21 protein-coding genes and 1 other RNA gene are annotated in these 23,066 nt (G+C 58.2%); 17 read left to right on the top strand and 5 right to left on the bottom strand.

Translation table 11 applies throughout. The features are described 5' to 3' along the window. Window positions 1-67: 67 nt before the first annotated feature. From QZ516_RS10105 to QZ516_RS10090, 4 genes are all read right to left on the bottom strand, one after another. Window positions 68-640, bottom strand: coding sequence for a BON domain-containing protein (locus QZ516_RS10105; protein ID WP_297189089.1), 573 nt, complete (start codon window positions 638-640; stop codon window positions 68-70). Continuing rightward, window positions 640-1,227, bottom strand: a complete 588-nt coding sequence (locus QZ516_RS10100) for an SIS domain-containing protein (protein WP_272980889.1) — start codon at window positions 1,225-1,227, stop codon at window positions 640-642. Before QZ516_RS10100 ends, QZ516_RS10105 begins: the two co-directional genes overlap by 1 nt. Before the next feature lie 23 nt (window positions 1,228-1,250). After that, window positions 1,251-1,640: a YraN family protein gene (locus tag QZ516_RS10095; RefSeq protein ID WP_297189086.1), complete on the bottom strand. Its 390-nt coding sequence runs from the start codon at window positions 1,638-1,640 to the stop codon at window positions 1,251-1,253. Between the two features lie 73 nt (window positions 1,641-1,713). Then, window positions 1,714-3,606, bottom strand: coding sequence for a penicillin-binding protein activator (locus QZ516_RS10090; RefSeq protein WP_297189082.1), 1,893 nt, complete (start codon window positions 3,604-3,606; stop codon window positions 1,714-1,716). Window positions 3,607-3,620: 14 nt separating this feature from the next. Between QZ516_RS10090 and rsmI the strand changes: the two genes are divergently transcribed. Next, window positions 3,621-4,457, top strand: a complete 837-nt coding sequence (gene rsmI / locus QZ516_RS10085) for a 16S rRNA (cytidine(1402)-2'-O)-methyltransferase (protein WP_297189079.1) — start codon at window positions 3,621-3,623, stop codon at window positions 4,455-4,457. Window positions 4,458-4,478: 21 nt separating this feature from the next. Here rsmI and QZ516_RS10080 read toward each other — a convergent pair whose 3' ends face one another. Continuing rightward, on the bottom strand, window positions 4,479-5,186 hold the full coding sequence (locus QZ516_RS10080; protein ID WP_297189076.1) for a ParA family protein: 708 nt from the start codon (window positions 5,184-5,186) through the stop codon (window positions 4,479-4,481). A gap of 163 nt (window positions 5,187-5,349) precedes the next feature. Here QZ516_RS10080 and rnpB point away from each other — a divergent pair. The 16 genes from rnpB to ftsZ all read left to right on the top strand — a co-directional run bounded on the left by rnpB (window position 5,350) and on the right by ftsZ (window position 22,959). After that, window positions 5,350-5,736: RNase P RNA component class A (gene rnpB / locus QZ516_RS10075), an RNA gene on the top strand. Window positions 5,737-6,201: 465 nt separating this feature from the next. Continuing rightward, a complete protein-coding gene (gene mraZ / locus QZ516_RS10070; RefSeq protein WP_297189073.1) occupies window positions 6,202-6,657 on the top strand; it encodes a division/cell wall cluster transcriptional repressor MraZ in 456 nt (151 codons plus the stop codon). A 17-nt stretch (window positions 6,658-6,674) separates the two neighbouring features. Then, the gene (gene rsmH, locus QZ516_RS10065; protein WP_297189070.1) at window positions 6,675-7,610 is read left to right on the top strand and encodes a 16S rRNA (cytosine(1402)-N(4))-methyltransferase RsmH; all 936 of its coding nucleotides are present in this window, start codon (window positions 6,675-6,677) and stop codon (window positions 7,608-7,610) included. Between the two features lie 14 nt (window positions 7,611-7,624). Further along, a complete protein-coding gene (gene ftsL, locus QZ516_RS10060; RefSeq protein ID WP_297189067.1) occupies window positions 7,625-7,912 on the top strand; it encodes a cell division protein FtsL in 288 nt (95 codons plus the stop codon). Continuing rightward, a complete protein-coding gene (locus QZ516_RS10055) occupies window positions 7,909-9,651 on the top strand; it encodes a penicillin-binding transpeptidase domain-containing protein (protein ID WP_297189064.1) in 1,743 nt (580 codons plus the stop codon). The genes ftsL and QZ516_RS10055 overlap by 4 nt, the downstream gene beginning before the upstream one ends. After that, window positions 9,651-11,153 carry a UDP-N-acetylmuramoyl-L-alanyl-D-glutamate--2,6-diaminopimelate ligase gene (locus QZ516_RS10050; protein ID WP_297189061.1) on the top strand — a complete coding sequence of 501 codons (1,503 nt, stop codon included), beginning with the start codon at window positions 9,651-9,653 and terminating at the stop codon, window positions 11,151-11,153. The genes QZ516_RS10055 and QZ516_RS10050 overlap by 1 nt, the downstream gene beginning before the upstream one ends. After that, window positions 11,150-12,508, top strand: a complete 1,359-nt coding sequence (murF, locus tag QZ516_RS10045; RefSeq protein WP_297189058.1) for a UDP-N-acetylmuramoyl-tripeptide--D-alanyl-D-alanine ligase — start codon at window positions 11,150-11,152, stop codon at window positions 12,506-12,508. The genes QZ516_RS10050 and murF overlap by 4 nt, the downstream gene beginning before the upstream one ends. Before the next feature lie 2 nt (window positions 12,509-12,510). Further along, window positions 12,511-13,593, top strand: coding sequence for a phospho-N-acetylmuramoyl-pentapeptide-transferase (gene mraY, locus QZ516_RS10040; protein WP_297189055.1), 1,083 nt, complete (start codon window positions 12,511-12,513; stop codon window positions 13,591-13,593). Between the two features lie 21 nt (window positions 13,594-13,614). Beyond that, window positions 13,615-14,958 carry a UDP-N-acetylmuramoyl-L-alanine--D-glutamate ligase gene (gene murD, locus QZ516_RS10035; protein WP_297189052.1) on the top strand — a complete coding sequence of 448 codons (1,344 nt, stop codon included), beginning with the start codon at window positions 13,615-13,617 and terminating at the stop codon, window positions 14,956-14,958. Next, a complete protein-coding gene (gene ftsW / locus QZ516_RS10030; RefSeq protein ID WP_297189049.1) occupies window positions 14,955-16,139 on the top strand; it encodes a putative lipid II flippase FtsW in 1,185 nt (394 codons plus the stop codon). The genes murD and ftsW overlap by 4 nt, the downstream gene beginning before the upstream one ends. Window positions 16,140-16,152: 13 nt before the next feature. Continuing rightward, on the top strand, window positions 16,153-17,205 hold the full coding sequence (gene murG / locus QZ516_RS10025) for an undecaprenyldiphospho-muramoylpentapeptide beta-N-acetylglucosaminyltransferase (protein ID WP_365333509.1): 1,053 nt from the start codon (window positions 16,153-16,155) through the stop codon (window positions 17,203-17,205). Between the two features lie 22 nt (window positions 17,206-17,227). Beyond that, window positions 17,228-18,619, top strand: a complete 1,392-nt coding sequence (gene murC, locus QZ516_RS10020; protein WP_297189307.1) for a UDP-N-acetylmuramate--L-alanine ligase — start codon at window positions 17,228-17,230, stop codon at window positions 18,617-18,619. A gap of 3 nt (window positions 18,620-18,622) precedes the next feature. Beyond that, window positions 18,623-19,564: a D-alanine--D-alanine ligase gene (locus QZ516_RS10015; RefSeq protein ID WP_297189046.1), complete on the top strand. Its 942-nt coding sequence runs from the start codon at window positions 18,623-18,625 to the stop codon at window positions 19,562-19,564. 94 nt (window positions 19,565-19,658) lie between these two features. Next, window positions 19,659-20,489, top strand: coding sequence for a cell division protein FtsQ/DivIB (locus QZ516_RS10010; protein WP_297189043.1), 831 nt, complete (start codon window positions 19,659-19,661; stop codon window positions 20,487-20,489). Between the two features lie 8 nt (window positions 20,490-20,497). Then, window positions 20,498-21,736 (top strand): cell division protein FtsA, encoded by a 1,239-nt coding sequence (gene ftsA, locus QZ516_RS10005; protein WP_297189040.1) that lies wholly within the window; start codon window positions 20,498-20,500, stop codon window positions 21,734-21,736. 38 nt (window positions 21,737-21,774) lie between these two features. Continuing rightward, window positions 21,775-22,959: a cell division protein FtsZ gene (gene ftsZ, locus QZ516_RS10000; RefSeq protein ID WP_297189037.1), complete on the top strand. Its 1,185-nt coding sequence runs from the start codon at window positions 21,775-21,777 to the stop codon at window positions 22,957-22,959. The last annotated feature ends 107 nt before the right edge of the window (window positions 22,960-23,066 follow it).

The raw sequence follows: 23,066 nt of genomic DNA, 5'->3' as shown, positions 1-23,066 counted from the left end.
TTCTCGAGTAATAAAAAACCGGCCCTGCTGATCACAGGGCCGGTTTTTTTAACGGTAGACAGCGCTATTAATCGATATATTCAAAAGCTTTGACCACCCGCTGGGCACCACGGGTTTTGCTGGCTATAAGGGCTGCCTGATCGGCCGTATTATGCGTCACCAGCCCCATCAGATAGATCACGCTGTTTTCGGTAATCACCTTTATGGTCGACGATTTCAGGTTTTTTTCAGCAATCAGCTTGGCTTTTACCTTGGTGGTTAGCCATGTGTCATTGCTTCTTGATATCAGGGAGGTTGGAGTGCGTATCTGCAGTTCATTATGTACCTGGCGGACACCACGAAACTTCCTTGCAGTATCACCCGCCAGCGTACGGAGATCGCCGGAAACCACTTCGCCGGTCAGCAGAATCACGCCATTGTAGGCTGTAATATTGATGTGAGCCCTTTCGAGGTCAGCGTGGGCCTTCTTGATGTTCACGCCGATCAGTGTCTCCATCTGCCAGTCATCAATATCGGTGCCCAGCGAGGTAGAGGAGGGATCGGGCTTGATTGGCTCGTCGGTGGTTGCATGGATAATACTGGTGCAGCCCGAGAGGATGAGCATGCCCGCAAGTAACAGAGGTGCCAGACGTGGCAACATCAAGAATTTCCTCCAAATAATTGTTGATCAATAAGTTCACAAAGACAGAACAGGCTCAATAAATGAATTTCGCTGATGCGATGTCGGTCATGATGATCAACACGAATCTCAATATCGTCACCACTCAGCAATGCCGACAGGTCGACATCGCCCGCGCCAGTAAAACCAATGACAGATATCCCGCGGTCATGGGCGGTGTGAATCGCCTGGACCAGATTGCTTGGATTGGTCCCGAGGCTGAAGATAACCAGTACATCCTCTGCCTGGCCCAGGGTTTTCAGTTGTCGGCTGAAAATTTCACTGACACTGTGATAATGGCCGATAGCGGTAATTGTAGAGCTATTGCTGTTCAGGCAAATCACCGGTAACCCCGGCCTTTCCAGTTTATATTGCAGTAACAGGGATTGGGAAAAAATATTTGATAGTGAGGCGGAGAGGCCGTTGCCACAACAGAGTATCTTCTGTCCCTGGAGCAACCGCTGAACTGCCACTGTGCTGGCTTCGGCAATCAGTGGTGCCAGTATTTCGCCACAGGCCATTTTCGCTTCAATGCTCTCGTGAAATAGCTCAATAACACTGGATTCCATAGGTTTTCTTTGGCTTTCTGGGGTTAGTGGTCAAAGGCGTTTGGCAGCCATTCTACCTGATACGGCGGGTTATTAGTGATGTCTTTGCTGAGACACACCGCATCAAAACGGCAGGCTACCTTGTCCCACGCCTGGGTGGCCTGTAAAAAATGCCGGGCTGCAGCAATGATTCGCCGCTGCTTCCTGTGATCAATACTAGAGGCCGCGCCACCGAATGCGGCATGGTTGCGCAATCGAACTTCGACAAAGACTACGGTCTTTCCCTCCCGCATTATCAGGTCGATTTCTCCCTGGGACGTCCGGTAATTCCGGTGCAGGGTCACCAGACCCTGTCGTTCCAAAAATTCCCTGGCCCACTGTTCGGCAATAGCCCCGCTCTGGTTTGAGCGGGACGATAGTTTCCCTTTGGTCATTGAAAATCCCTTTTCGCTGATGTTTTCCCGCCGTACACATTTCTCGATAAAGATTACATGGGTCTCGCTGCCATCACGGTATCTGAGGTGAGGGGGCTGTCTGGTGCTCCTCTTCGAGGTTTTTTTTCTGCAATTGTATGGCGGGAACCACCCTGCCATTTTTAAAAACACCCCAGGGCTGTTCCCGTTCAATGGTGTCCGGTGGCGTCAGATATAACATGCCGGTGTTCCCGGGCAGCCGGATGTTAGGAAACAACAGCATCTGCCCCAGCCATTGGTGCAGGTGGTAGGTATCAATGCCCAGCGCATACATATGTCGATAAATGGGTTCGAGGTCTTCTGTCGGTTGCATGGCGTCAGCACTGTAGCCGGGGAGTGTCCAGGGCATGGCGCTGAAACGAACCCCGTCCAGGTCGCGATTGCGCCCCGGATCCTGTATCCCGCTAAAAAGCTGGGACGTGCCATAAACCTGGAGGTCGCTGGCGAAGAGAAAGTCTAGCGTGGGTTTGATCTGTCGTGCCTGACTGGGTGAGGCTATCAGAAAGACCATGTCCAGATCCTGGCGCCGCCTGGGCGTATGGGCCAGTTGTTTTCCGAGTAAACGCTGTAAACGGTTGTTGCGCTCAATACTCTGTTCAATCTGAAGTTCGGGCTTTAGTAGCGCGATGAAATCGCTCTGGGATGCTGCGTAGGCGGGCACTTCGACCAGCGTGCCGCCCCGCTCGTGCCAGCGTTCCCTGAATGCTGCCAATGCACGTATTCCCGAGCTGGAGTCTGGCGTGATGGTTAGTGCGAACCTGCGTCCTTCAAGCCATGCCCGGTCGGCGACCTGACGCGCTTCAGCAGTGGAGGAAAGACCAAATTGAAAAAAATTCTGGTGGGGCTCAGTGCTGGGCGTATCCAGATAATTGAGCGCCACTGTCGGTACCGGCAGCTCGGGAAGGTCTAGCAACTGGCCAACTTTTTCCCGTTGTACCGGACCTACGATCAACCCGGCTCCCTCACTGATAGCCTGCTGGTAGAGTGGGCCGATATCGTCGCTGGAGGAGGTGTCGTAGAATCGTATTAATGGTGTCTTGCCGCGAGCTCCCCTGACGCCATACCAGGCGGACAGTATGCCGCCGCGAATGGCCTTGCCCGCTTCTGCAAGGGAACCTTGCAGCGGTAGCAATACTGCAATTTGTTCAGGGAGATTATTCGCGACTTCCTGCAATGCCGTAAGTGATGGTGGTGGATTCAGGGCTGCGGGATGGTCTGGCCATTCAACTTGCCAAGCTGTTATCTCGCGGAGCTGTTTGTCCATATCGCCCTGGTTTCCCCGAACCCTGCTGGCAAGCGTGTACCAGCCCTGTAGTAGTGGGTCGGATTCCGCTGCCTGCAGTGCTGCCAGGTGCTTCTGTGAAATGTGGGTCAGCAATCGCCATATCGCTTCGGAGATGTCTGTCTGTTCCCCGGTTGATGTCACCAGCTTGGAAAGTTCCGCATAGGCGCGAATGCTCTGCTCATCTTCCCCCAATAGCGAAAACAGCTCCCCGCGCAATTTTTGCCATTTAACCCGGTGGCTGGTCGGCAGTTGGTCAGCGTTGGCCGTGAATTTCGGATCGGTGAGTAAGTCCCTGGCGAGGAAAAAACGCTCCTCAGCCATGGCCACTTCAGCGAATAACAGACGGAAGTCCACAAAGCGCTGGCCTGAGAGCGCATTCTGATCAAGCGACGACAACACCTGTAGCGCCTGCTGGTTCTCCCCCGCGAGCACCAGAAACTCGGCGGCATCCAGTTGGTGGAGTTGTCGGTGCGGTGCTATGCTGTTCGCGGCCAGTGAGAGTGCCTGTTCGGCGCGCTCTGCGGGGCTCAGGGATGTGGCCGGACCGGTGGTTTTCGGTGTGTCGCGGCCCGTTTGGGCGCAGCCGCTGAGCACTAAAGCCAGCCCCAGCAACACAGTCGCTGTTATTCTGAATTTGAACATAGGTGTCATTTCTTATGCCGGGTCAATTGTATGTGGTAGCCACGCCCATTGGTAATCTGGGTGATATGGTACCCCGAGCCGTTGAGGTTCTCCATGCGGTTGATCTCATTGCTGCAGAGGATACCCGTCACAGTGGCAGATTGCTGAAACATCTCGGTATCGATACACCGCTGGTTGCCTATCATGATCACAGCGATGAGCGCCAGATGGGCCGGATTATCGATATGCTGGTGCAGGGCCAGACGGTGGCGCTCATCTCGGATGCGGGAACGCCCCTGATTTCTGATCCCGGCTACCGCCTGGTCAGAGAGGCCCGGTTGCGGGACATCAGGGTCACGCCGATTCCGGGTGCCTGCGCCGCTGTTGCAGCCCTGAGCGCTTCCGGGTTGCCCAGTGACCGGTTCAGCTTTGAGGGGTTCCCGCCAGCAAGGACTGCCGCCAGACTGAAAAAATTTGAGATCCTTGCCGGATCAGCTCAGACATTGATTTTTTATGAGTCCCCTCACCGGATACTCGACACACTGACGGATATGATCGCCACCTTCGGCTCCGACCGTGAAGCGGTGCTGGCCAGAGAAATTACCAAGACCTTCGAGACATTCCTGACCGGTACTCTGGCGGCAATATTGCAGCAGGTGAACGCGGACAGCAACCAGCAAAAAGGTGAAATGGTGGTGATGGTGAAGGGAAATGCTGATGCTGTCAGCGCGTCCGATGCAGAGCAATTGAGAATCCTGAAAACCCTGCTGGACGACCTGCCCGTCAAACAGGCTGCCGCGCTGGCGGCCAGAATTACCGGTGGTCAGAAAAACGCGCTGTACCAGCTGGCACTTTCATTGCGCTCCGACTGAAGCCGGTCCGGCCATGACCGGTCAGGCACTACAGGCCAGTGCTATGGTTTCCGGGCTGATCTGCCTGAATTGCCGGACCGGCTTTTCCGGTGTTTTTCCAGCACACCACTGGGCAATGCGCGCGATATCTTTTTGGTCACCTTGGTAGTGGGCCCCGAGCATGTCGACCATGCCGAGGCCCTGGCTGGCGGCATTGAGGTAATTGCATGAATTGCGCAGGCTACCGATGACCGGAAGCTGCAGTTGTCTGGCCAATGTCTCTGCCTGTCTGGCGGTGGTGGCGGTCCGCGGCACACGATTCAGAACCAGCGCGATAGTCTGTTTGGACGGCAGCATCCGCCGCAGTTGCTGGACGGTAGTGACAATGGCGTGCAAATCGAACTCGGCGGTTAACACCGGTAAGAGTATGGCAGTCGCTTCACGCAGTAAGGGGCTGAGATTGTTCAGGTCCGGTCTGGCGGGGGTATCGAGAACCAGCACTTCCGTATTGCGGGGCGGCTGAATCGCCCAGCTGCGAGTGACATTTTGCGGTGCATGATGCGCATCCACCAGCTGAATGTAGGAGGCCGTGTCGGGACGTTTGTGCGCCCAGAACACACTCGACCCCTGGGGGTCCAGGTCCATTAATGTGGTGACTTTGCCCCAATGGCTGAAATAACTGGCCAGGTTGGTGGACAGCGTCGTTTTGCCACACCCTCCTTTGGGGTTCATTACCACGATTCTTTGCATTTCTCTGATCCCGTATGATTCGCAAGATTACCTAGGCTACCCAACAACGCCTCGCAGAAACCACGATCAGATCAAAAAATAACCAATGCGCCTGCTGTGCAATGGGCTTTTTGCCGCTTTTGCCAATCGCCAGCGGGGCTGGCTTCGTGCTAACCTTGCCGCGGGAGTTGGCCAGGCAACCGCCGCTTTAATTTCTCGTTATCTCCGCAGGTGATGGTGGGAGTGAAGGGGAGGAAAGTCCGGGCTCCATAGGGCAGAGTGCCAGGTAACCCCTGGGGGGCGTGAGCCTACGGAAAGTGCAGCAGAGAGCAGACCGCCGATGGCCGCAATACGTTGTGGCACAGGTAAGGGTGAAAGGGTGCGGTAAGAGCGCACCGCGCAACTGGTAACAGTTTGTGGCACGGCAAACCCCGCTCGGAGCAAGACCAAATAGGGATCCTTTGGCGTGGCCCGCGCTGGATCCGGGTAGGTTGCTTGAGGTGTACGGTGACGTGCACCCTAGAGGAATGGTTGCCCACGACAGAACCCGGCTTATCGGCCAACTCCCATTTTTTATCCCCCTTTCTGAACAGCCTGTTCATCGACTCGAATTGACAACATGGTCAGTGACCGCGTTTGCCTCGAATCTCAGTGTTTTCTCAAGGGCAGTCGCCCAACGCCGCCAGCAAGACGGTGCCGGGATTAACCCGTTTACGCCTCCTGCAAGGTGGTCAAAAATTAATCAAAAAAATCTTCGTATGTGTTTTCTCTGCCGCCGTTATTTCAAAGTTAATGTAAAACATTAACGGCGGATTCTAGCGAATTGTTTATCTTCGCTATATTTTTCAAGGCGCTTTTCTGTGTCCTGTTGTTTGTCGCAAGTTGTTGAGTTTTCGAAACATTTTTCGTGATTCGCGTCCCTTTTTTTGCCTTGACATTGGCCTTGGTCGGCATATAGTGACGAAAAGTGGGTAAAAGTGGGGCGGAGTGGGTTTTCTCTCCCATTCCCCCTGTCATTTCGAGTCAGGCGATAGCAGTGTTCAGAGGCAGCAACGAAATTAATGTGGATACCAAGGGGCGAATGGCCATGCCCGCGCGGTACCGTGCCTCCCTGGAAGCCAGCTGCGGTGGCTGCCTGATTGCCACTATCGATATACAGGATAAATGTCTGCTGATCTATCCGCTACAGGAATGGGAAAAGATTGAAGAAGAAATAGCACAGCTGCCTTCCTTCAACCCGCTGACGCGCAAGTTGCAACGAATCCTGATCGGCCATGCCCGAGAACTGGAACTGGACAGTAACGGACGTGTTCTGATCCCCCCGGAGTTGCGCCAATACGCGCAACTGGACAAGAAAGTGGTGCTGGTAGGCCAGCGCCACCGCTTTGAGTTGTGGAGCGAAGAAAACTGGAATTCCGGTAGAGAGAGCTGGCTGGCTGACAGCGAAGGCGATCTGCAGATACCGGTAGAAATGCAATCCCTGTCACTGTAATGCTGAGGTAAGGGGCTATGTCGGCACAGGTCGAACACACGACCGTTCTGCTGGACGAGGCAGTTGCTGCCCTTGTCACCGACCCCGACGGTTTTTACGTGGACGGCACTTTCGGCCGGGGCGGGCACGCGACCAGGATTCTCGCCGCACTGAGTGAGCGGGGTCGGCTGATGGGCATCGACAAAGACCCGGTGGCCTGTCAGGTTGCCAGCGAAAAATTTGCTGAAGACAACCGCTTTCAGATAGTCCGTGGCTCCTTTGCGCAGCTGGCCGAGATGGTATCGGCACAGCATCGGCTGGGTGAGGTTCAGGGGGTGCTGCTGGACTTGGGTGTTTCCTCTCCCCAACTGGATGATGCCTCGCGGGGATTCAGTTTTCTTCGCGATGGTCCTCTGGATATGCGTATGGATCCGGATTCCGGTATCAGTGCGGCCGACTGGCTGGCAACTGCAGAAGAGCAAGAAATTACCCGGGTGCTGCGCGACTACGGCGAAGAGCGCTTTGCCCGGCGCATGGCGAAAGCCATTATTGCCGCCCGCAATGAGCAACCAATTACCCGCACCGCGAGGCTGGCTTCGATTGTCGCTGAAGCCAACCCCTCCTGGGAAAAAGGTAAACACCCGGCCACCCGGGCTTTTCAGGGTATTCGTATTTTTATTAACCGCGAGCTGGAAGACCTCGAGTTGGCGTTGGCCTCAATTCTGGATGTGCTCGCGGTTGGCGGGCGGCTGGTGGTTATCAGCTTTCACTCGTTGGAAGACCGGATTGTGAAGCGGTTTATCCGGGAAAAAGAGCGCGGCAAGCCGCTGCCAAAAGGGCTGCCCATTATGGAGAAAGATATTGTTCGGCGGATGCGCTCTGTGGGCAAGGCCAGCAAACCGGGTTCGGCTGAAGTCGCCGCTAACCTGCGTTCAAGAAGCGCCGTGATGCGCGTCGCGGAGAAACTGTCGTGATTGCCAGGCGCCCTTTGTCCGTTCGCACGGGCGGCTGGTTGCCAGTGCTGTGGTTGCTGTTGGTGCTCTCGGCGCTGTCGGTTATCTATGTCAGCCACTTATGCCGCCAGCTGTACAACGAGTTGGCCAAACTCGAGCAGGAGGCCAATGGGTTTCAGGTTGAATGGGGCCGCTATTTGCTGGAACAGAGCTCATGGGCTTCGCTGAGCCGCGTAGAGCAACTGGCCAAATCGGAATTGCATATGCGGGTACCGAAACCCGGTGAAGTTATTGTGGTTCGTGCCGGAGAGAAAGTCGAATGAGTGGCATCAGGCACAACAAACTCACTATTCAGCGCTGGCGTTACATGCTGGTGGTGATGGTGCTGGCGATTCTGCCGGTGGCAGGTTTCTGGCATATCGCCAGCCTGCAGGTACTGCCGGACGTCGACCGCGGTTATGAGTTTTTACAGATACAGGGGCAGGCCCGTACAGTCCGGACCGAAACGATTCCGGCCTACCGGGGCGTCATTACCGATCGTCGCGGTGAGCCCCTGGCTGTCAGTACGCCGGTTGTAACGCTATGGGCCAATCCAAAGTTGATGGATAACCGGGCGCCCGAGCTCGCCGAGCTGGCCAGCCTGTTGTCCATCACCCGGGAGGAGTTGCAGCAGCGTCTGGTTCGCTATGCCAACAAGGAGTTTATGTATCTGGCTCGTCAGGTAACGCCCGAGCAGGCGGAGCAGGTGCTAAACCTTGAAATTCCAGGGGTCTTTGGCCAACCGGAATACAAGCGGTTTTATCCGGCCGGAGAGGTTGCAGCCCAGTTGGTAGGCTTTACCAATATCGATGACCGTGGTCAGGAGGGCATGGAGCTTGCCTACGACCACCTGTTAACCGGTGTGCCCGGGGCAAAGCAGGTGCTCAAGGATCTCAAGGGCCGGGTGATCAAGGATCTGGCGCTGGTGCACAGCGAGAAGCCGGGACAAAATCTGGCCCTCAGTATCGACCTGCGCCTGCAGTACACCGCCTACCGCGAGCTCAAGGCGGCGATGGGTAAATTTCAGGCTGTCTCGGGGTCGGTGGTCATACTGGATGTGCGCACTGGCGAAGTATTGGCCATGGCCAATCAGCCGTCTTTCAATCCCAACGATCGCAGCCAGCTGAGTTCTGATGCGCTGCGCAATCGCGCAGTGACTGATCTGGTGGAACCCGGTTCCACCATGAAGCCCTTCACCGTGCTGGCGGCACTGGAGAGCGGCAAGTACTCACCCGAAACCCTGATTGATACCAACCCCGGCTCAATACGGGTTGGCAGAAAGACCTTCTATGATCATCGCAACTACGGCGTGATTGATCTGACCACACTGTTGACCAAGTCCAGTCAGGTGGGCACCACCAAGATGGCGCTGGATCTCGAGCCGGAGCATATCCGGGAGATGTTCTACCGGGTGGGGATGGGAAAAAGTCCCGGTACCGGATTCCCGGGAGAGAGCCCCGGCAGCCTGCCTGACTACCGCCGTTGGCCCTCGATCGAGCGGGCCAACTTTGCATTTGGTCACGGGTTTTCTGCCACGGCATTACAACTGGCCCAGGCCTATGCCGTGATCGCCAGCGACGGTCTGAAAAAACCGGTATCGCTGCTCAGTGTGAATGATGTGCCGGTCGGCGAGCAGGTGGTGGATCCAGAGCTGGCCACCACCATGCGGGAGATGATGACCCATGTCACCGAAACGGGTGGCACAGCCACCCGGGCGGCGATCAGTTCCTACGATGTGGCGGGGAAAACCGGCACGGTGCACAAGGTGGGCAAATTCGGCTACGAAAAAAATCGCTATGTCTCGATGTTTGCCGGCATGGTGCCCGCCGACAACCCGCGGCTGGTGACCGTCGTGGTGATCAATGATCCGCGGGGTGATGATTATTTTGGCGGGGCAGTGGCTGCGCCGGTATTTTCCGAAGTGACCGCCGATGCCCTGAGAATGCTGAAAATTCCGCCATCGCTGGAAAATATCCAGCAGAAAGTGGTGTTGAACAATCGCAAGCCCGGAGATGCCACGTGATGACAGCCTCCGCGAACACCCCGCTGCCAACACTGGCAACCCTGTTGCCGGGCATGTCCCTGCCTGCCGCATTGGCCGGCACACCCGTGACCGGGTTGTGTCTCGACAGTCGTTTACTCGAGCCGGGTCAACTATTTATCGCGATTCCCGGTACCAACGCAGATGGCCGCGACTACCTGTCCCAGGTGTTGGCATCCGGTGCTGTTGCCGCGCTGGCCGAGGCGGATGGACTCGACTGCCAGGACCCGCGTGTGATCCCGGTCGAGGGCCTGAATCGTCAGCTGAGTGAGCTGGCAGGCCGTTTTTACAGCGATCCCTCGGCGTCACTGTCACTGACCGGTATTACCGGCACCAACGGTAAAACCACCTGTAGCCTGCTGCTGGCACAGCTATTCAGTCTGGCGGGTTATCCGGCCGGGGTGATCGGCACACTGGGCTGCGGTGTGGTGCGCGAGGGTCAGGTGGCGCTCACTGAAACCGGTATGACCACGCCGGATGCCATCACGTTGCAGGCGCTGTTGGAGGATTTTGCCGATCAATCGGTAGACCGTGTGGTGATGGAAGTGTCTTCCCACAGTCTCGATCAATGCCGGGTGTCGGCCATTGAATTTGATACCGCAGTCTTCACCAATCTGAGCCGGGATCACCTGGATTATCACGGTGATCTGGTGAATTACGCCCATGCCAAATCGCGGCTGTTCACCCAGCCCGGGCTGGCTCACGCGGTAATCAATATCGACGACCCGGTCGGCGCAGAAATGATTCTGCGACTACCCCCGTCCGTCGCGTTGACGACTTACTCACTGGGCAATCCCGCCGCCACAGTGTATGCCTCGGACATCGCATTTTCCGACAGTGGCCTGCAAGCCAATGTGACCACGCCCTGGGGTGACGGACAGCTCGCCAGTTCCCTGCTGGGCCGCTTCAATCTGCAAAATCTGCTGGCCGTGCTGGCTGCTGCCTGCATTCAGGGGCTGCCCCTGGAACAGGTGTTGAGCGCGCTGCCGGGTTTGCAGCCAGCGACGGGTCGTATGGAGAAAATCACCAAGGGTGCCGGGCCTACAGTGGTAGTGGATTACGCCCACACACCGGCTGCCCTGGAGCAGGTGCTGCTCACCTTGCGCGAGCACTGTAAAGGCCAGCTGTGGTGCGTATTTGGTTGTGGTGGTGATCGCGATCGGGGCAAGCGCGAGCAGATGGGTGCAATCGCCAGCCAGCTGGCTGACCGCACCATCGTGACCAGTGACAACCCGCGCAGTGAGAAGCCCGGCGAAATCATTGCCGATATTGTACGGGGCGTTGCAGCCGGTGCAGCGGTGGATAGTATTGCCGATCGCGCCCTGGCCATTCAGAGCGCAGTCTGGGAAGCGGCCGATGCCGACGTTGTGCTGATTGCCGGCAAGGGGCACGAACACTACCAGTTGATCGGTGCCGAGCGGTTGCCGTTCAGCGACCAGGCGCAGGCCAGGCTGGCATTGCGCCAGCGAGGGGGGTGTCGATGATTCAGCCGATGACCCTGACGATGGCTGCGCAAACCTTTGGCGGCACACTCATGTACCCCGATTGTGAATTTAGCGCGGTCAGTACGGACAGTCGCCAGATCCATGAGGGCGAGGTGTTTGTCGCCCTGCGCGGTGAGCGCTTCGATGCCCACAATTTTCTGCCCGATGTGGCCACCAGAGCCTCGGGAATGGTGGTGGAATACGCCGACAGGGACATCAACCTGCCCCAGTGGGTGGTGCCGGATACCACGGTGGCACTTGGCCAGCTCGCGCTGTTAAACCGCCGTCGCTTTCACGGGCCGGTGGTGGCGATTACTGGCAGCAGCGGCAAAACCACCGTCAAGGAAATGGTGGCCGCTATCCTCGGCGAATGTGGCTCCGTGCTCGCCACAAAAGGCAATTTGAACAACCAGATTGGCGTGCCGCTGACCCTGCTCAGCCTCACTGCCAAACACCGTTTTGCCGTGATCGAAATGGGTGCCAGCGGGCCGTCGGAAATCAGCTATTTATGCAGTCTGGCCAAGCCGGATGTGGTGTTGGTAAATAATGTGCTGCCCGCACATGTGTCGGGTTTTGGCAGCTTGGAGGGGATTGCCAGTGCGAAGGGAGAAATATACAGCGGCGTCTGTTCCGAAGGCACTGCCGTAATCAATCTCGACGAAAGCTGGGCGCCCCAATGGCGTGCAGCCACCCTGGCCAGAGTGGTCAGCTACTCCCTCGTCAGCGAATCCGCTGATTTTTATGCCAAAGCCATGGTGCCAGACCCGCAGGGCTGTTTCTCCTTTGTGCTGGTGACTCCCGTCGGCGAAGCGGCCGTGCAGCTGGCGGTGAGCGGTCGCCACAACGTTGCCAACGCACTGGCAGCGGCGGCCTGTGCCCACGCAGCGGGCGCCGACCTCGGTGCAGTTGCCGCCGGCCTGAATAAAGTTCGGGCAGTGCCGGGTCGCCTGCACAGGCAGATGTTGGCCACTGGCGGCACGCTGATTGATGACACCTACAACGCCAATCCCGGTTCCGTAAAAGCTGCGGTGGATACCCTGATGACCATCAGCGGAAAACAGATTCTGGTGTTGGGTGACATGGGCGAGCTGGGTGACGACGAAGCTGCGCTGCATGGCGAAGTGGGTCGTTATGCCGCTGACAAGGGTGTCGGCCACCTGCTCGCAGTTGGACCTTTGTCGATCAATACGGTTCGTGAGTTTGGTGAAGGGGCCGAACATTTAGACAGCAAGGAACAGCTGCTGGAAAGGTTGAAGAGCCTGCTGGATAAAGATGCTGTGGTGTTGGTGAAGGGATCGCGTTTCATGGCCATGGACGCTGTGGTGAAGATGATAACGGAACTGGGGGAACACTAGCCATGTTGCTTTTGCTGGCAGACTATCTGACACAGTACTTCACCGTTTTCGGCGTGGTGAAGTACCTGACATTTCGCGGCATTCTCGGTGCGCTCACTGCGTTGGGACTGTCATTGGTGCTGGGTCCTGTGATGATCCGCCGGCTCAATCATCTGCAGATCGGGCAGTCGGTTCGCAACGATGGCCCACAAAGCCACCTCAGTAAATCCGGCACACCGACCATGGGTGGTGCACTGATTATTCTGTCCATTTTCATCAGTGCGCTGCTTTGGTCCGACCTCACTAACCGTTATGTCTGGGTGGTTCTGGCGGTGACGCTGGCCTTTGGCGCCGTCGGCTGGGTGGATGATTATCGCAAGGTGGTGGAAAAAAACTCCCGTGGCCTGCCGGCCCGGTGGAAATATTTCTGGCAGTCGGTCGCGGGATTCGGGGCTGCCTTTTTTCTTTACTACACCGGCAGTACCGGTGCGGAGAACGAGCTGATCATACCGTTCTTCAAGGAGGTGGCGCTGCCACTGGGCTTGTTCTATGTGCTGCTGGGGTATTTCGTGATCGTGGGCAGCAGCAACGCCGTCAACCTGACCGATGGCCTGGATGGGTTGGCGATCATGCCCAGTGTCGTCATCGGCGGTGCGCTGGGGGTGATTGCCTATGCCGTGGGCAATGCCCAGTTTGCCAGTTATCTGCACATTCCCTATGTGGTGGGTGCCGGCGAACTGGTGGTGTTTTGCGCGGCGCTGGGTGGCGCCGGCCTCGGCTTCCTCTGGTTCAACACCTACCCGGCCCAGGTATTTATGGGTGATGTGGGTGCGCTGGCACTGGGTGCGGCACTGGGCACCATCGCGGTGATCGTGCGCCACGAGATTGTGTTTTTCATTATGGCGGGTGTGTTCGTGCTGGAAACCGTCTCGGTGATCATGCAGGTGGCCTCCTTCAAATTGACTGGACGGCGGATTTTCCGCATGGCGCCGATCCATCACCATTTTGAACTGAAAGGTTGGCCGGAGCCGCGCGTTATCGTGCGTTTCTGGATTATTACGCTGGTGCTGGTGCTGTTTGGCCTGGCTACCCTGAAGCTGCGTTAGGGGAAGGATACGGGAGTGGCAATGACGCAATTAATCGCCAGTAGCAAACTGAAAGTGATCGCCGGTCTCGGTGTCACCGGTTTGTCTGTGGCGCGTCATTTAAGCGAAATGGGCGAGCGGTTTGTGGTGCTCGACAGTCGCACCAGTCCCCCCTGCCTGGCACAGCTGCAAAGCGAACTGCCCGATGTACCACTGACCTTGGGCGAGTTCAGCGACGACGCCTTTCTGGGTGCCGATGAAGTGATCCTCAGCCCCGGATTATCGCGCCAGCACCCGGCGGTAAAGACAGCCATCGAGGCCGGAATTCCGGTGATCAGCGACATTGAATTGTTTGCCCGCCGCGCCAGTGCACCGATCGTCGCCATCACGGGTTCCAACGGCAAAAGCACCGTCACCACCCTGGTGGGGGAGATGTTTGCGGAAGCCGGCATCGACGCCGCCGTGGGCGGCAATCTCGGCGTGCCCGCGCTCGATCTGCTGGCACCCAACATCGCGTATTACGTACTGGAGTTGTCCAGTTTCCAGCTGGAGTCCGTGCTGGCACTGAACGCCGAAGTCGCCACTGTGCTGAACATCAGCCTTGACCATATGGATCGCTATCGCAGCTTACTGGACTATCACCAGGCCAAGCACCGGATTTTTATCGGGGCGCGTCAGGTGGTGACCAATCGCGACGACCGGCTCAGTGCGGCACTGGTGGGCGATGCCGTAAAACAGTGGAGCTTTGGTCTCGATCAGCCCGATTTCAAAGGCTTTGGCCTGCGTCAGCACCAGGGCGAGTCCTGGCTGTACTACCAGTTTGAACCGTTGCTGGCGGAGCGGGAGCTGGGTATGACCGGGCGACACAATACCGCCAATGCGCTGGCGGCCCTGGCGCTGGGGACGGCAGCTGGCCTGCCAATAGCCCCGATGCTGGCCGTGTTGCGGCGTTTCCAGGGCCTGCCCCACCGCTGCCAGCGGGTGGCGACACGCAACGGTGTCACCTATATCAACGACTCCAAGGCCACCAATGTCGGAGCCACCCTGGCGGCAATCGCCGGTCTGCGCGGTGCTGATAATCTGGTGCTGATCGCTGGTGGACAGGGCAAGGGGCAGGATTTCACCCCGCTGGCCAGCGTCCTGCAGGGGGCTGTCAGGCAGCTGATCCTGATGGGCGAGGATGCACCGGTTATTGGCGATGCCGTGGCTGGGGCCGTTCCCGTGCTGTTTGCTACGGGTCTCAATGCGGCAGTCAGTGCCGCCGCACAGATCGCCAGACCCGGTGACATCGTGCTGTTGTCACCGGCCTGTGCCAGCTTTGATATGTTCCGGGGTTTTGCCGACCGCGGTGAACAATTTGTCCGGGCGGCGGAGGCATTGCGATGAATCTTGCCGCTGTCTACTGGCCGCGCATTACCCTGTTCCTGCGGGAGCTCGATCAGGGTTTGCTGCTGTCGACAATCGCCATTGCCACCATCGGACTGGTGATGATCAGCTCGGCCTCCATCAGTTTTGCCGAACACAGTCTTGGCGACGGTTTCTATTTTCTCAAGCGCCAGGTGTTGTACATGACCATGGGGCTGGTAGTGGCCGCGCTGTTTCTCTACCTGCCATCGCGATTTTGGTATCACAACGCGGTACCTCTGCTGGTGGTCACCATCATTTTACTGGTGGCGGTGCTGATTCCCGGAATCGGTCGCCGGGTCAACGGTGCCCAGCGTTGGATCCCCCTGGGACCGATCAATCTGCAGGTCTCCGAAGTGGCCAAGTTCATGATGATCCTGTTCATGGCCAGCTATCTGGAGCGTTATCAGCGGGAGCTGCGTGAACGCTGGCAGAGCATTATCAGGCCGGTACTGCTGTTGATTGGCGTCGCGGGCCTGTTACTGCTGGAACCGGATTTCGGCTCAATGGTTGTGGTGTGCGGCACGGTGCTGGCCATGCTGTTCATCGGTGGCGCAAAGCTGTGGCTGTTCAGCGGGCTGTTGCTGGCCGGTATCGGTGGCATTGCCTCCATGGCGCTGATTTCCCCCTACCGCCTTGAGCGTCTGGTGACGTTCCTCGATCCCTGGGCCCATCAATACGACAGCGGTTATCAGTTAACCCAGTCGTTGATCGCCTTTGGTCGCGGCGAGTGGTTCGGGGTTGGTCTGGGCAACAGTATCCAGAAGCTGTTTTTTCTGCCCGAGGCACACACCGATTTCGTGTTCTCGATCTACGCCGAGGAGTTCGGTCTGATCGGGGTTGCGGTTGTGCTCGGGCTCTACAGTCTGCTGGTGTCGCGAATCGTGCATGTGGCCAGAAAAGCAGTTCGGCAGGAGGACTGGTTTGCCGCCTACAGCTGTTTCGGTATCGCGATCGTGCTGGCGGGCCAGGCGTTTATCAATATCGGTGTCACCTCCGGGCTGTTGCCCACCAAGGGGCTGACACTGCCCTTCATCAGTTACGGCGGCAGCAGCCTGCTGGTGTGTTGTGCCATGGTGGCACTGGTGCTGAGGATCAGCCGGGAGATGGATGATGTGCAGGCCGTTGCAAAACAGGTGAGACGTGACAGAGCGGAGTTGTAACAAGGTGATGGTCATGGCCGGCGGCACTGGTGGACACGTGTTCCCCGCCCTGGCGGTGGCGCATGTCCTGCGCGCACGCGATATTGCGGTGTGCTGGCTCGGCACCCGGCGCGGTATCGAGGCCGAACTGGTGCCGGCCAATCGTTTCCCGATCCATTATATCGAAGTGGCGGGGTTGCGCGGTAAGGGGTGGCGAAAGCTGATCAGCGCACCCTGGCAGTTGTTGCGGGCACTTTGCCAGGCCATCACCGTATTGCGCCGCGAGCGCCCCGATGCGGTGCTGGGATTTGGCGGGTTTGCCTCTGGCCCCGGTGGTTTGGCGGCCAAATTGCTGGGCATTCCGCTGGTCATTCACGAACAGAATGCCGTGGCCGGGACCACCAACCGCTTGCTGGCGAAGGTGGCAAACCGGGTACTGTCGGCGTTCCCCGATGCCTTGCCCAACGCGGTGTGGATCGGCAATCCGGTGCGGTCCGAGATTGCGGCGCTCGGCGCCCCGCAGCAACGAATTGCCCCGGTGGGGAGGCCCCGCCACCTTCTGGTGCTGGGCGGTAGCCTCGGTGCATTGGCGATCAATCAGATCCTGCCGGCGGCGCTGGCACTGCTGCCTGAAGCCCAGCGGCCTCTCATCCGTCACCAGTGTGGCAGGAACCATGTGGATGCCACCGCTGCGGCCTACGAGCAACAGGGTGTGAATGCCGAGATCGAGCCCTTTATCAAGGACATGGCCGACGCCTATGGCTGGGCGGACATGGTGGTTTGCAGGGCAGGTGCCCTGACCGTCTCCGAGCTGGCGTCGGCGGGCATCGGTGCCATTCTCATTCCGTACCCCCACGCCATTGACGACCACCAGACCGGCAACGGCCAGTGGCTGGTGGCCGAGAGTGCGGCCGACATGATCCAGCAGCAGGACCTGACCGCTGAAAAACTGGCGACATTGCTGGCGGACTGGCTGGCGGATGCCGCCCAGCTGCAACAGCGCGCGCTGAATGCGCGAAAACTTGCCAGACCTGATGTGGCGGAGACCGTGGCCGAAATTTGCGAGGAGGTTTGCCGTGGGCGATAAAGGCTTTCATCCCGTACCGGAAATGCGTCGTATCCGCCGTATCCATTTTATTGGTATTGGTGGCAGCGGCATGTGTGGCATCGCCGAAGTATTGCTGAATCAGGGCTATTTGATTTCCGGCTCCGATCTGGCGGACAACAGCAATATTGTCAGGCTGCGCCGGCTCGGTGTGCGGATTACCCTGGGGCATGCGGCCGAGCATATTGCGGATGCGGACGTGGTGGTGCAGTCCTCCGCTGTGGATGAAAACAATCCCGAGATTGTCAGTGCGCGGGAACGGCGCATTCCGGTTGTTCGCCGCGCGGAAATGCTGGCGGAACTGATGCGCTATCGACACGGCATTGCGGTGGCGGGGACGCACGGTAAAACCACTACCACCAGTTTGCTGGCATCGGTACTGGCCGCCAGTGGCAAGGACCCGACTTTCGTCATCGGCGGGCTGGTGAAGAGCGCGGGAACCAACGCGCGGTTGGGGGAGAGCCGCTATCTGGTGGCTGAAGCGGATGAGAGCGATGCCTCTTTTCTCCACCTGCAACCGATGGTGGCCATCGTGACTAATATCGATGCCGACCACATGGAAACCTACGGATTTGATTTCAACCGGCTCAAGCAGACGTTTGTCGAGTTTTTGCACAACCTGCCGTTTTACGGGCTGGCGGTGCTGTGTATTGACGAACCGGTGATTCGGGAAATTCTGCCGCTGGTGTCGCGCCCGGTGCTGACCTATGGCTTTGCCGAGGATGCCGATTTCCGCATTGACCAGGTCACTATTCACCAGAACAACAGCCATTTCGTGATCTATCGGCCCGACCATGCCGAGCCCCTGCCCATCTCCCTGAATATTCCCGGGGAGCACAACGTGCTGAACGCGGCGGCGGTGGTGGCTGTCGCCACTGATGAAGGTGTCGACGACCGGGCCATCCAGAGCGGACTTGCCAATTTCCAGGGGGTGGGTCGACGTTTCGAGATTTACGGTGAATACCCCGTGAGCGGTGGCACGGCCATGCTGGTGGACGACTACGGCCACCACCCGAAAGAAGTGGCCGTCACCATCAAGGCTGTGCGTGAGGGATGGCCGGAGCGGCGTCTGGTCATGGTTTTCCAGCCACACCGCTATACCCGTACCCGCGATCTCTACGAAGACTTTGTACAGGTGCTCTCCGGTTGCGATGTGCTGATTCTGCTGGAGGTTTATCCCGCCGGTGAAGAGGAGATTCCCGGCGCAGACAGCCGCGCCCTGTGTCGCAGTATCCGTCAGCGCGGTTTGGTGGAACCGATCTATGTGAAAGACATTGAAGCTGTCGGTGACGTGCTGAAAGACCTGCTCCGCGACGGTGATCTGGTGATGACCCAGGGGGCGGGCAGTGTGGGCAAGTTGGTGAAGCTGCTCGACGATCGACAATTGGTCCAGTGAAACATGACAGAGAGAACGATGGCAGTCAGTGAGGCAATGAAACAGAAATATGGCCGGGTGGGTGTGCTCTATGGGGGCACCTCCGCTGAGCGGGAGATTTCACTGATCTCCGGTAGCTCGGTGATCGCGGCCCTGCAGCGCAGCGGTGTCGATCTGGTCGCCATCGATGTGGCTGCCGACCTGTTGCAGCAACTGCCGCAGCTGTCACTGGCGCGGGCCTTGATCATGCTGCACGGGCCGGGTGGTGAAGACGGCTCCCTGCAGGGCGCCCTGCAGTTTCTCGGTCTGCCCTACACCGGCAGCGGCGTATTTGCCTCCGCGCTGGCCATGGACAAATTGCACAGCAAGCAGTTCTGGCAGGGCGTGGGGTTGCCCACGGCAAAATTTGCGGTATTGAACGACAGCAGTGACTGGCAGGGAACACTCGATGCCCTGGGCGGTGTGGTGATGGTCAAGCCATCCCATGAGGGATCCAGTCTCGGCATGACCCGGGCGGACAGTGCCGCTGAGTTGGAGAAGGCGTGGGTTGAGGCCGCCGCAATGGATAGCAGTGTGATTGCCGAGCAGTGGATCAGCGGCGCGGAGTACACCGTGGCGGTGCTCAACGGCGAGGTGTTGCCGCCGATCAGGCTGGAGACCGACCACAGTTTTTACGATTACAACGCCAAATATCTGGCCGATGACACCCGCTATCTATGCCCCTGTGGGCTGGATCAGGACCGGGAGGCCGAACTCAAGGAGTTGGCGCTGGCGGCGTTTAACAGCCTCGGGTGCAGTGGCTGGGGGCGGGTGGATGTGATGTGTGATCAGGCCGGTGAATTCCAGCTGCTGGAAGTCAACACGGTACCGGGTATGACCGACCACAGTCTGGTGCCGATGGCGGCGAAGGCGGCGGGCTACAGCTTTGATGAGCTGGTATTGAAGATCCTCGATACCTCTCTTTAAAGGCGTTGTCTTTAAAGGCGCTGTGAGCGCGCTTCGAGGACGAGTGATACAACCTGAAAGTTTGGCAAGGCAACAACGGAGAAACAGCAGAGCGATGGCAGGCAAATTACCAAAAATGGCAGGGGCCAAACGGCGGGGCGAGACGAAGCCCTGGCGTGATCGCCTGGCCTGGCTGCAACGCGGTCTGTCGCTGTTGCTGCTGAGTGGATTGCTGGTCGGCAGCGGTTGGGGTGCGTGGCTGGTGTTCAACAAAGTCGATGCGCCCATCGGGGTGATCCTGGTGCGGGGGCAATACACCCAGGTGGATCAGGCACAGATCCAGAAGATGGTTGAGCCGCTGTTGAGTGGTGGTTTTATCAGCCTCGACCTGCAAAAAATCCGCGACGGTCTGGAGCAGCATCCTTGGATCGAAGAGGCCAGTATCAGTCGCCAGTGGCCAGACAGTCTGGTGATCCGGTTGGTAGAAGAGGTTCCTATCGCTCGCTGGGGCGATAGCGCTTTTCTCAATCATCGCGGGGAGCGACTGGAAATCGGCGACAACAGCATGCTGTCACACCTGCCTCTACTGGAAGGCGTTGAACGCAGTGAGCGGCAGATGATGCGCTCCTACCGGCAGATGGCGCAGATGCTGCAACCGGCGGAGTTGCGTATTGCAGCATTGAAACGCGATGCCCGCGATGCCTGGCGGCTGACGCTCACCAACGATCTGGAACTGGTGATCGGCCGCGATCAGATTATCGAAAAAATGCGCCGTTTCCTGCTGGTCTGGGATCAGCACCTCAAGGCGCGGGCGACAGAGGTTGGCTGGGTAGATATTCGTTATGACAACGGTGTCGCGGTGCAGTGGGTGAAAAAACCTGCGCAACAGGCGCAACTCAATCAACAGCAATTATCAATGGCATCTGGCGAGCCAGAGCAAGTATGAGGTCGAGAATGGCGAACTCAAATGACGAACAACTCATTGTCGGGCTGGATATCGGCACATCAAAAGTCGTGACGATCGTGGGTCTGGCGGGACCCGGTGGCACACTGGAAATTGTCGGCACCGGGCTGCATCCCTCCTCCGGCTTGAAAAAGGGTGTGGTGGTCAACATCGAGTCCACCGTTCATTCCATTCAGCGGGCAATTGAAGAAGCCGAGTTGATGGCGGGGTGCCATATTCACTCGGTCTATGTGGGTATCGCCGGCAGCCACATCCGCAGCCTGAATTCCCACGGTATCGTGGCCATTCGCGATCGTGAGGTGTTGCCCCTGGATATTGAACGGGTTATCGATGCGGCGCGGGCGGTGGCGATTCCCGCCGACCAGGAGATCCTCCACGTCCTGCCTCAGGAATTCATTATCGACAACCAGGAAGGTGTTCGCGAACCGCTGGGTATGTCGGGCGTGCGACTGGAAGCCAAGGTACACCTGGTGACCTGTGCCGCGAATGCCGCCCAGAACATTAAAAAATGTATTCGGCGCTGCGGCCTTGAGGTCGACGACATCATTCTCGAGCAGCTGGCCTCTTCCTACGCTGTGCTCACCGAAGATGAAAAGCAGCTCGGCGTCTGTCTGGTGGACATCGGTGGCGGTACCACGGATATCGCGATTTTCACCGACGGTGCCATTCGTCATACCGGGGTCATTCCCATTGCCGGTGATCAGGTGACCAATGACATTGCCCACGCCCTGCGTACGCCCACCGCGCACGCCGAAGAACTGAAGGTCAAATATGCCTGTGCGCTGGCCAAGCTGACTGGTCCGGACGAGACCGTCAAGGTGCCCAGTGTCGGCGATCGTGCGCCGCGGGACCTGTCCCGGCAGGCCCTGGCAGAAGTGGTCGAACCGCGCTACGACGAGCTGTTCACCCTGGTACAGGCAGAGTTGCGCCGCAGCGGTTTTGAAGATCTGGTGGCCGCCGGCGTCGTGCTGACCGGTGGCACCTCGAAGATGGAGGGGGTCATCGAACTGGCGGAAGAGATCTTCCACATGCCGGTGCGCGTTGGCTCGCCACACAATATCAAAGGGTTGGCGGACATTGTCGACAACCCGATCTACTCCACTGGCGTCGGACTGCTGCTCTATGGCTTGCAGCAGCAGCAGGACGGTACCCGTCCCGTGCGGCGCCGGGAGAGCGCCAAGGAAAGTTTTATCGCCCGGCTGAAAAGCTGGTTTCAGGGAAATTTGTAATTTTTTAACGCAGTTATACCAAATGAGGGGTATTTATCATGTTTCAGATCGTAGATAGCGCACCGGATAGCGCAGAAATCAAAGTAATAGGGGTCGGAGGCGGTGGCGGAAACGCTGTCCGTCACATGATGAGCAGCTGTGTGGACGGGGTGGAGTTTATCTGCGCCAACACCGATGCTCAGGCACTCAAGGACCTGGGGCACGCCACCATCCTGCAGTTGGGCAATGGCCTGACCAAGGGGCTGGGTGCGGGAGCCAACCCTGAAGTGGGGCGTCATGCCGCCATGGAGGATCGCGAGCGCATCGCCGATGTCCTGCAGGGCGCCGATATGGTGTTCATCACTGCTGGCATGGGTGGTGGAACCGGTACCGGTGCCGCGCCCATTGTGGCCGATGTGGCCCGCGAGCTGGGCATCCTGACCGTGGCGGTGGTCACGCGGCCGTTTGTGTTTGAGGGCCGCAAGCGCATGGCCATCGCCGAAGAGGGCCTGAAAGAACTGAAGGACCGGGTGGATTCACTGATCACGGTGCCCAATGAAAAGCTGCTGCAGGTGCTGGGTAAAACCACCAGTCTGCTGGAGGCCTTCAAGGCGGCCAACGATGTGTTGCTGGGTGCTGTACAGGGGATTGCCGACCTGATTATCCGCCCCGGCATGATCAACGTGGACTTCGCCGATGTGCGCACCGTGATGTCCGAAATGGGGCAGGCGATGATGGGTACCGGTGAAGCGACAGGCGAAGATCGTGCCCGGATCGCCGCCGAAACAGCGATTCACAGCCCGCTGCTGGAAGACATCAACCTGCAGGGTGCCCGCGGTATTCTGGTTAACATCACCGCTGGTCCCGATCTGTCTCTGGGTGAGTTCTCCGATGTGGGTGACACTGTAGAAGCTTTTGCCTCCGATAACGCCACCGTCGTGGTGGGAACAGTGATCGACCCGGAAATGGGTGATCGTCTGCGGGTTACGGTCGTGGCCACTGGTCTGGGTCAGCCCGCACTGGAACGCAAGGCCCCGTCCAAAGTTGTCGACAACGGCCATGTGGCGCCGATTCACATGCGCAAGAGCAGTGGTGAAACCGACTACGATGCCCTGGAAAAACCCACCGTCATCCGGCGCGGGTCCAGTGGTGGTGAAGCGGTGGCGCGCAAGCTGGACGCCCGTGCCGATGCCGACATGGACTATCTGGATATTCCGGCATTCCTGCGTCGTCAGGCCGACTGACCGACGTAGGTTATCTGGATCCACAAGGTGAACCGCCAGTGACACCCCTCAAATGTCTGGCGGTTTGCTTTATGGAGCTGTGGGCAGAGTTCTGCTAGTATTGTCGG

The sequence above is a fragment of the uncultured Porticoccus sp. genome, assembly GCF_913061305.1.
GTDB lineage: Bacteria > Pseudomonadota > Gammaproteobacteria > Pseudomonadales > Porticoccaceae > Porticoccus.
This window is presented reverse-complemented; position numbering and strand designations above follow the sequence as displayed.

Coding starts and splice junctions, on each gene's coding strand:
- QZ516_RS10090 (WP_297189082.1), bottom strand. CDS start 3,606: ATGTTCAAATTCAGAATAACAGCGACTGTGTTGCTGGGGCTGGCTTTA.
- ftsA (WP_297189040.1), top strand. CDS start 20,498: ATGGCGAACTCAAATGACGAACAACTCATTGTCGGGCTGGATATCGGC.
- QZ516_RS10055 (WP_297189064.1), top strand. CDS start 7,909: ATGAGTGGCATCAGGCACAACAAACTCACTATTCAGCGCTGGCGTTAC.
- ftsW (WP_297189049.1), top strand. CDS start 14,955: ATGAATCTTGCCGCTGTCTACTGGCCGCGCATTACCCTGTTCCTGCGG.
- QZ516_RS10100 (WP_272980889.1), bottom strand. CDS start 1,227: ATGGAATCCAGTGTTATTGAGCTATTTCACGAGAGCATTGAAGCGAAA.
- rsmI (WP_297189079.1), top strand. CDS start 3,621: ATGCCGGGTCAATTGTATGTGGTAGCCACGCCCATTGGTAATCTGGGT.
- QZ516_RS10015 (WP_297189046.1), top strand. CDS start 18,623: ATGACAGAGAGAACGATGGCAGTCAGTGAGGCAATGAAACAGAAATAT.
- rsmH (WP_297189070.1), top strand. CDS start 6,675: ATGTCGGCACAGGTCGAACACACGACCGTTCTGCTGGACGAGGCAGTT.
- murD (WP_297189052.1), top strand. CDS start 13,615: ATGACGCAATTAATCGCCAGTAGCAAACTGAAAGTGATCGCCGGTCTC.
- ftsZ (WP_297189037.1), top strand. CDS start 21,775: ATGTTTCAGATCGTAGATAGCGCACCGGATAGCGCAGAAATCAAAGTA.
- QZ516_RS10095 (WP_297189086.1), bottom strand. CDS start 1,640: ATGACCAAAGGGAAACTATCGTCCCGCTCAAACCAGAGCGGGGCTATT.
- murC (WP_297189307.1), top strand. CDS start 17,228: ATGCGTCGTATCCGCCGTATCCATTTTATTGGTATTGGTGGCAGCGGC.
- QZ516_RS10080 (WP_297189076.1), bottom strand. CDS start 5,186: ATGCAAAGAATCGTGGTAATGAACCCCAAAGGAGGGTGTGGCAAAACG.
- murF (WP_297189058.1), top strand. CDS start 11,150: ATGATTCAGCCGATGACCCTGACGATGGCTGCGCAAACCTTTGGCGGC.
- QZ516_RS10105 (WP_297189089.1), bottom strand. CDS start 640: ATGTTGCCACGTCTGGCACCTCTGTTACTTGCGGGCATGCTCATCCTC.
- mraY (WP_297189055.1), top strand. CDS start 12,511: ATGTTGCTTTTGCTGGCAGACTATCTGACACAGTACTTCACCGTTTTC.
- QZ516_RS10050 (WP_297189061.1), top strand. CDS start 9,651: ATGACAGCCTCCGCGAACACCCCGCTGCCAACACTGGCAACCCTGTTG.
- QZ516_RS10010 (WP_297189043.1), top strand. CDS start 19,659: ATGGCAGGCAAATTACCAAAAATGGCAGGGGCCAAACGGCGGGGCGAG.
- murG (WP_365333509.1), top strand. CDS start 16,153: ATGGCCGGCGGCACTGGTGGACACGTGTTCCCCGCCCTGGCGGTGGCG.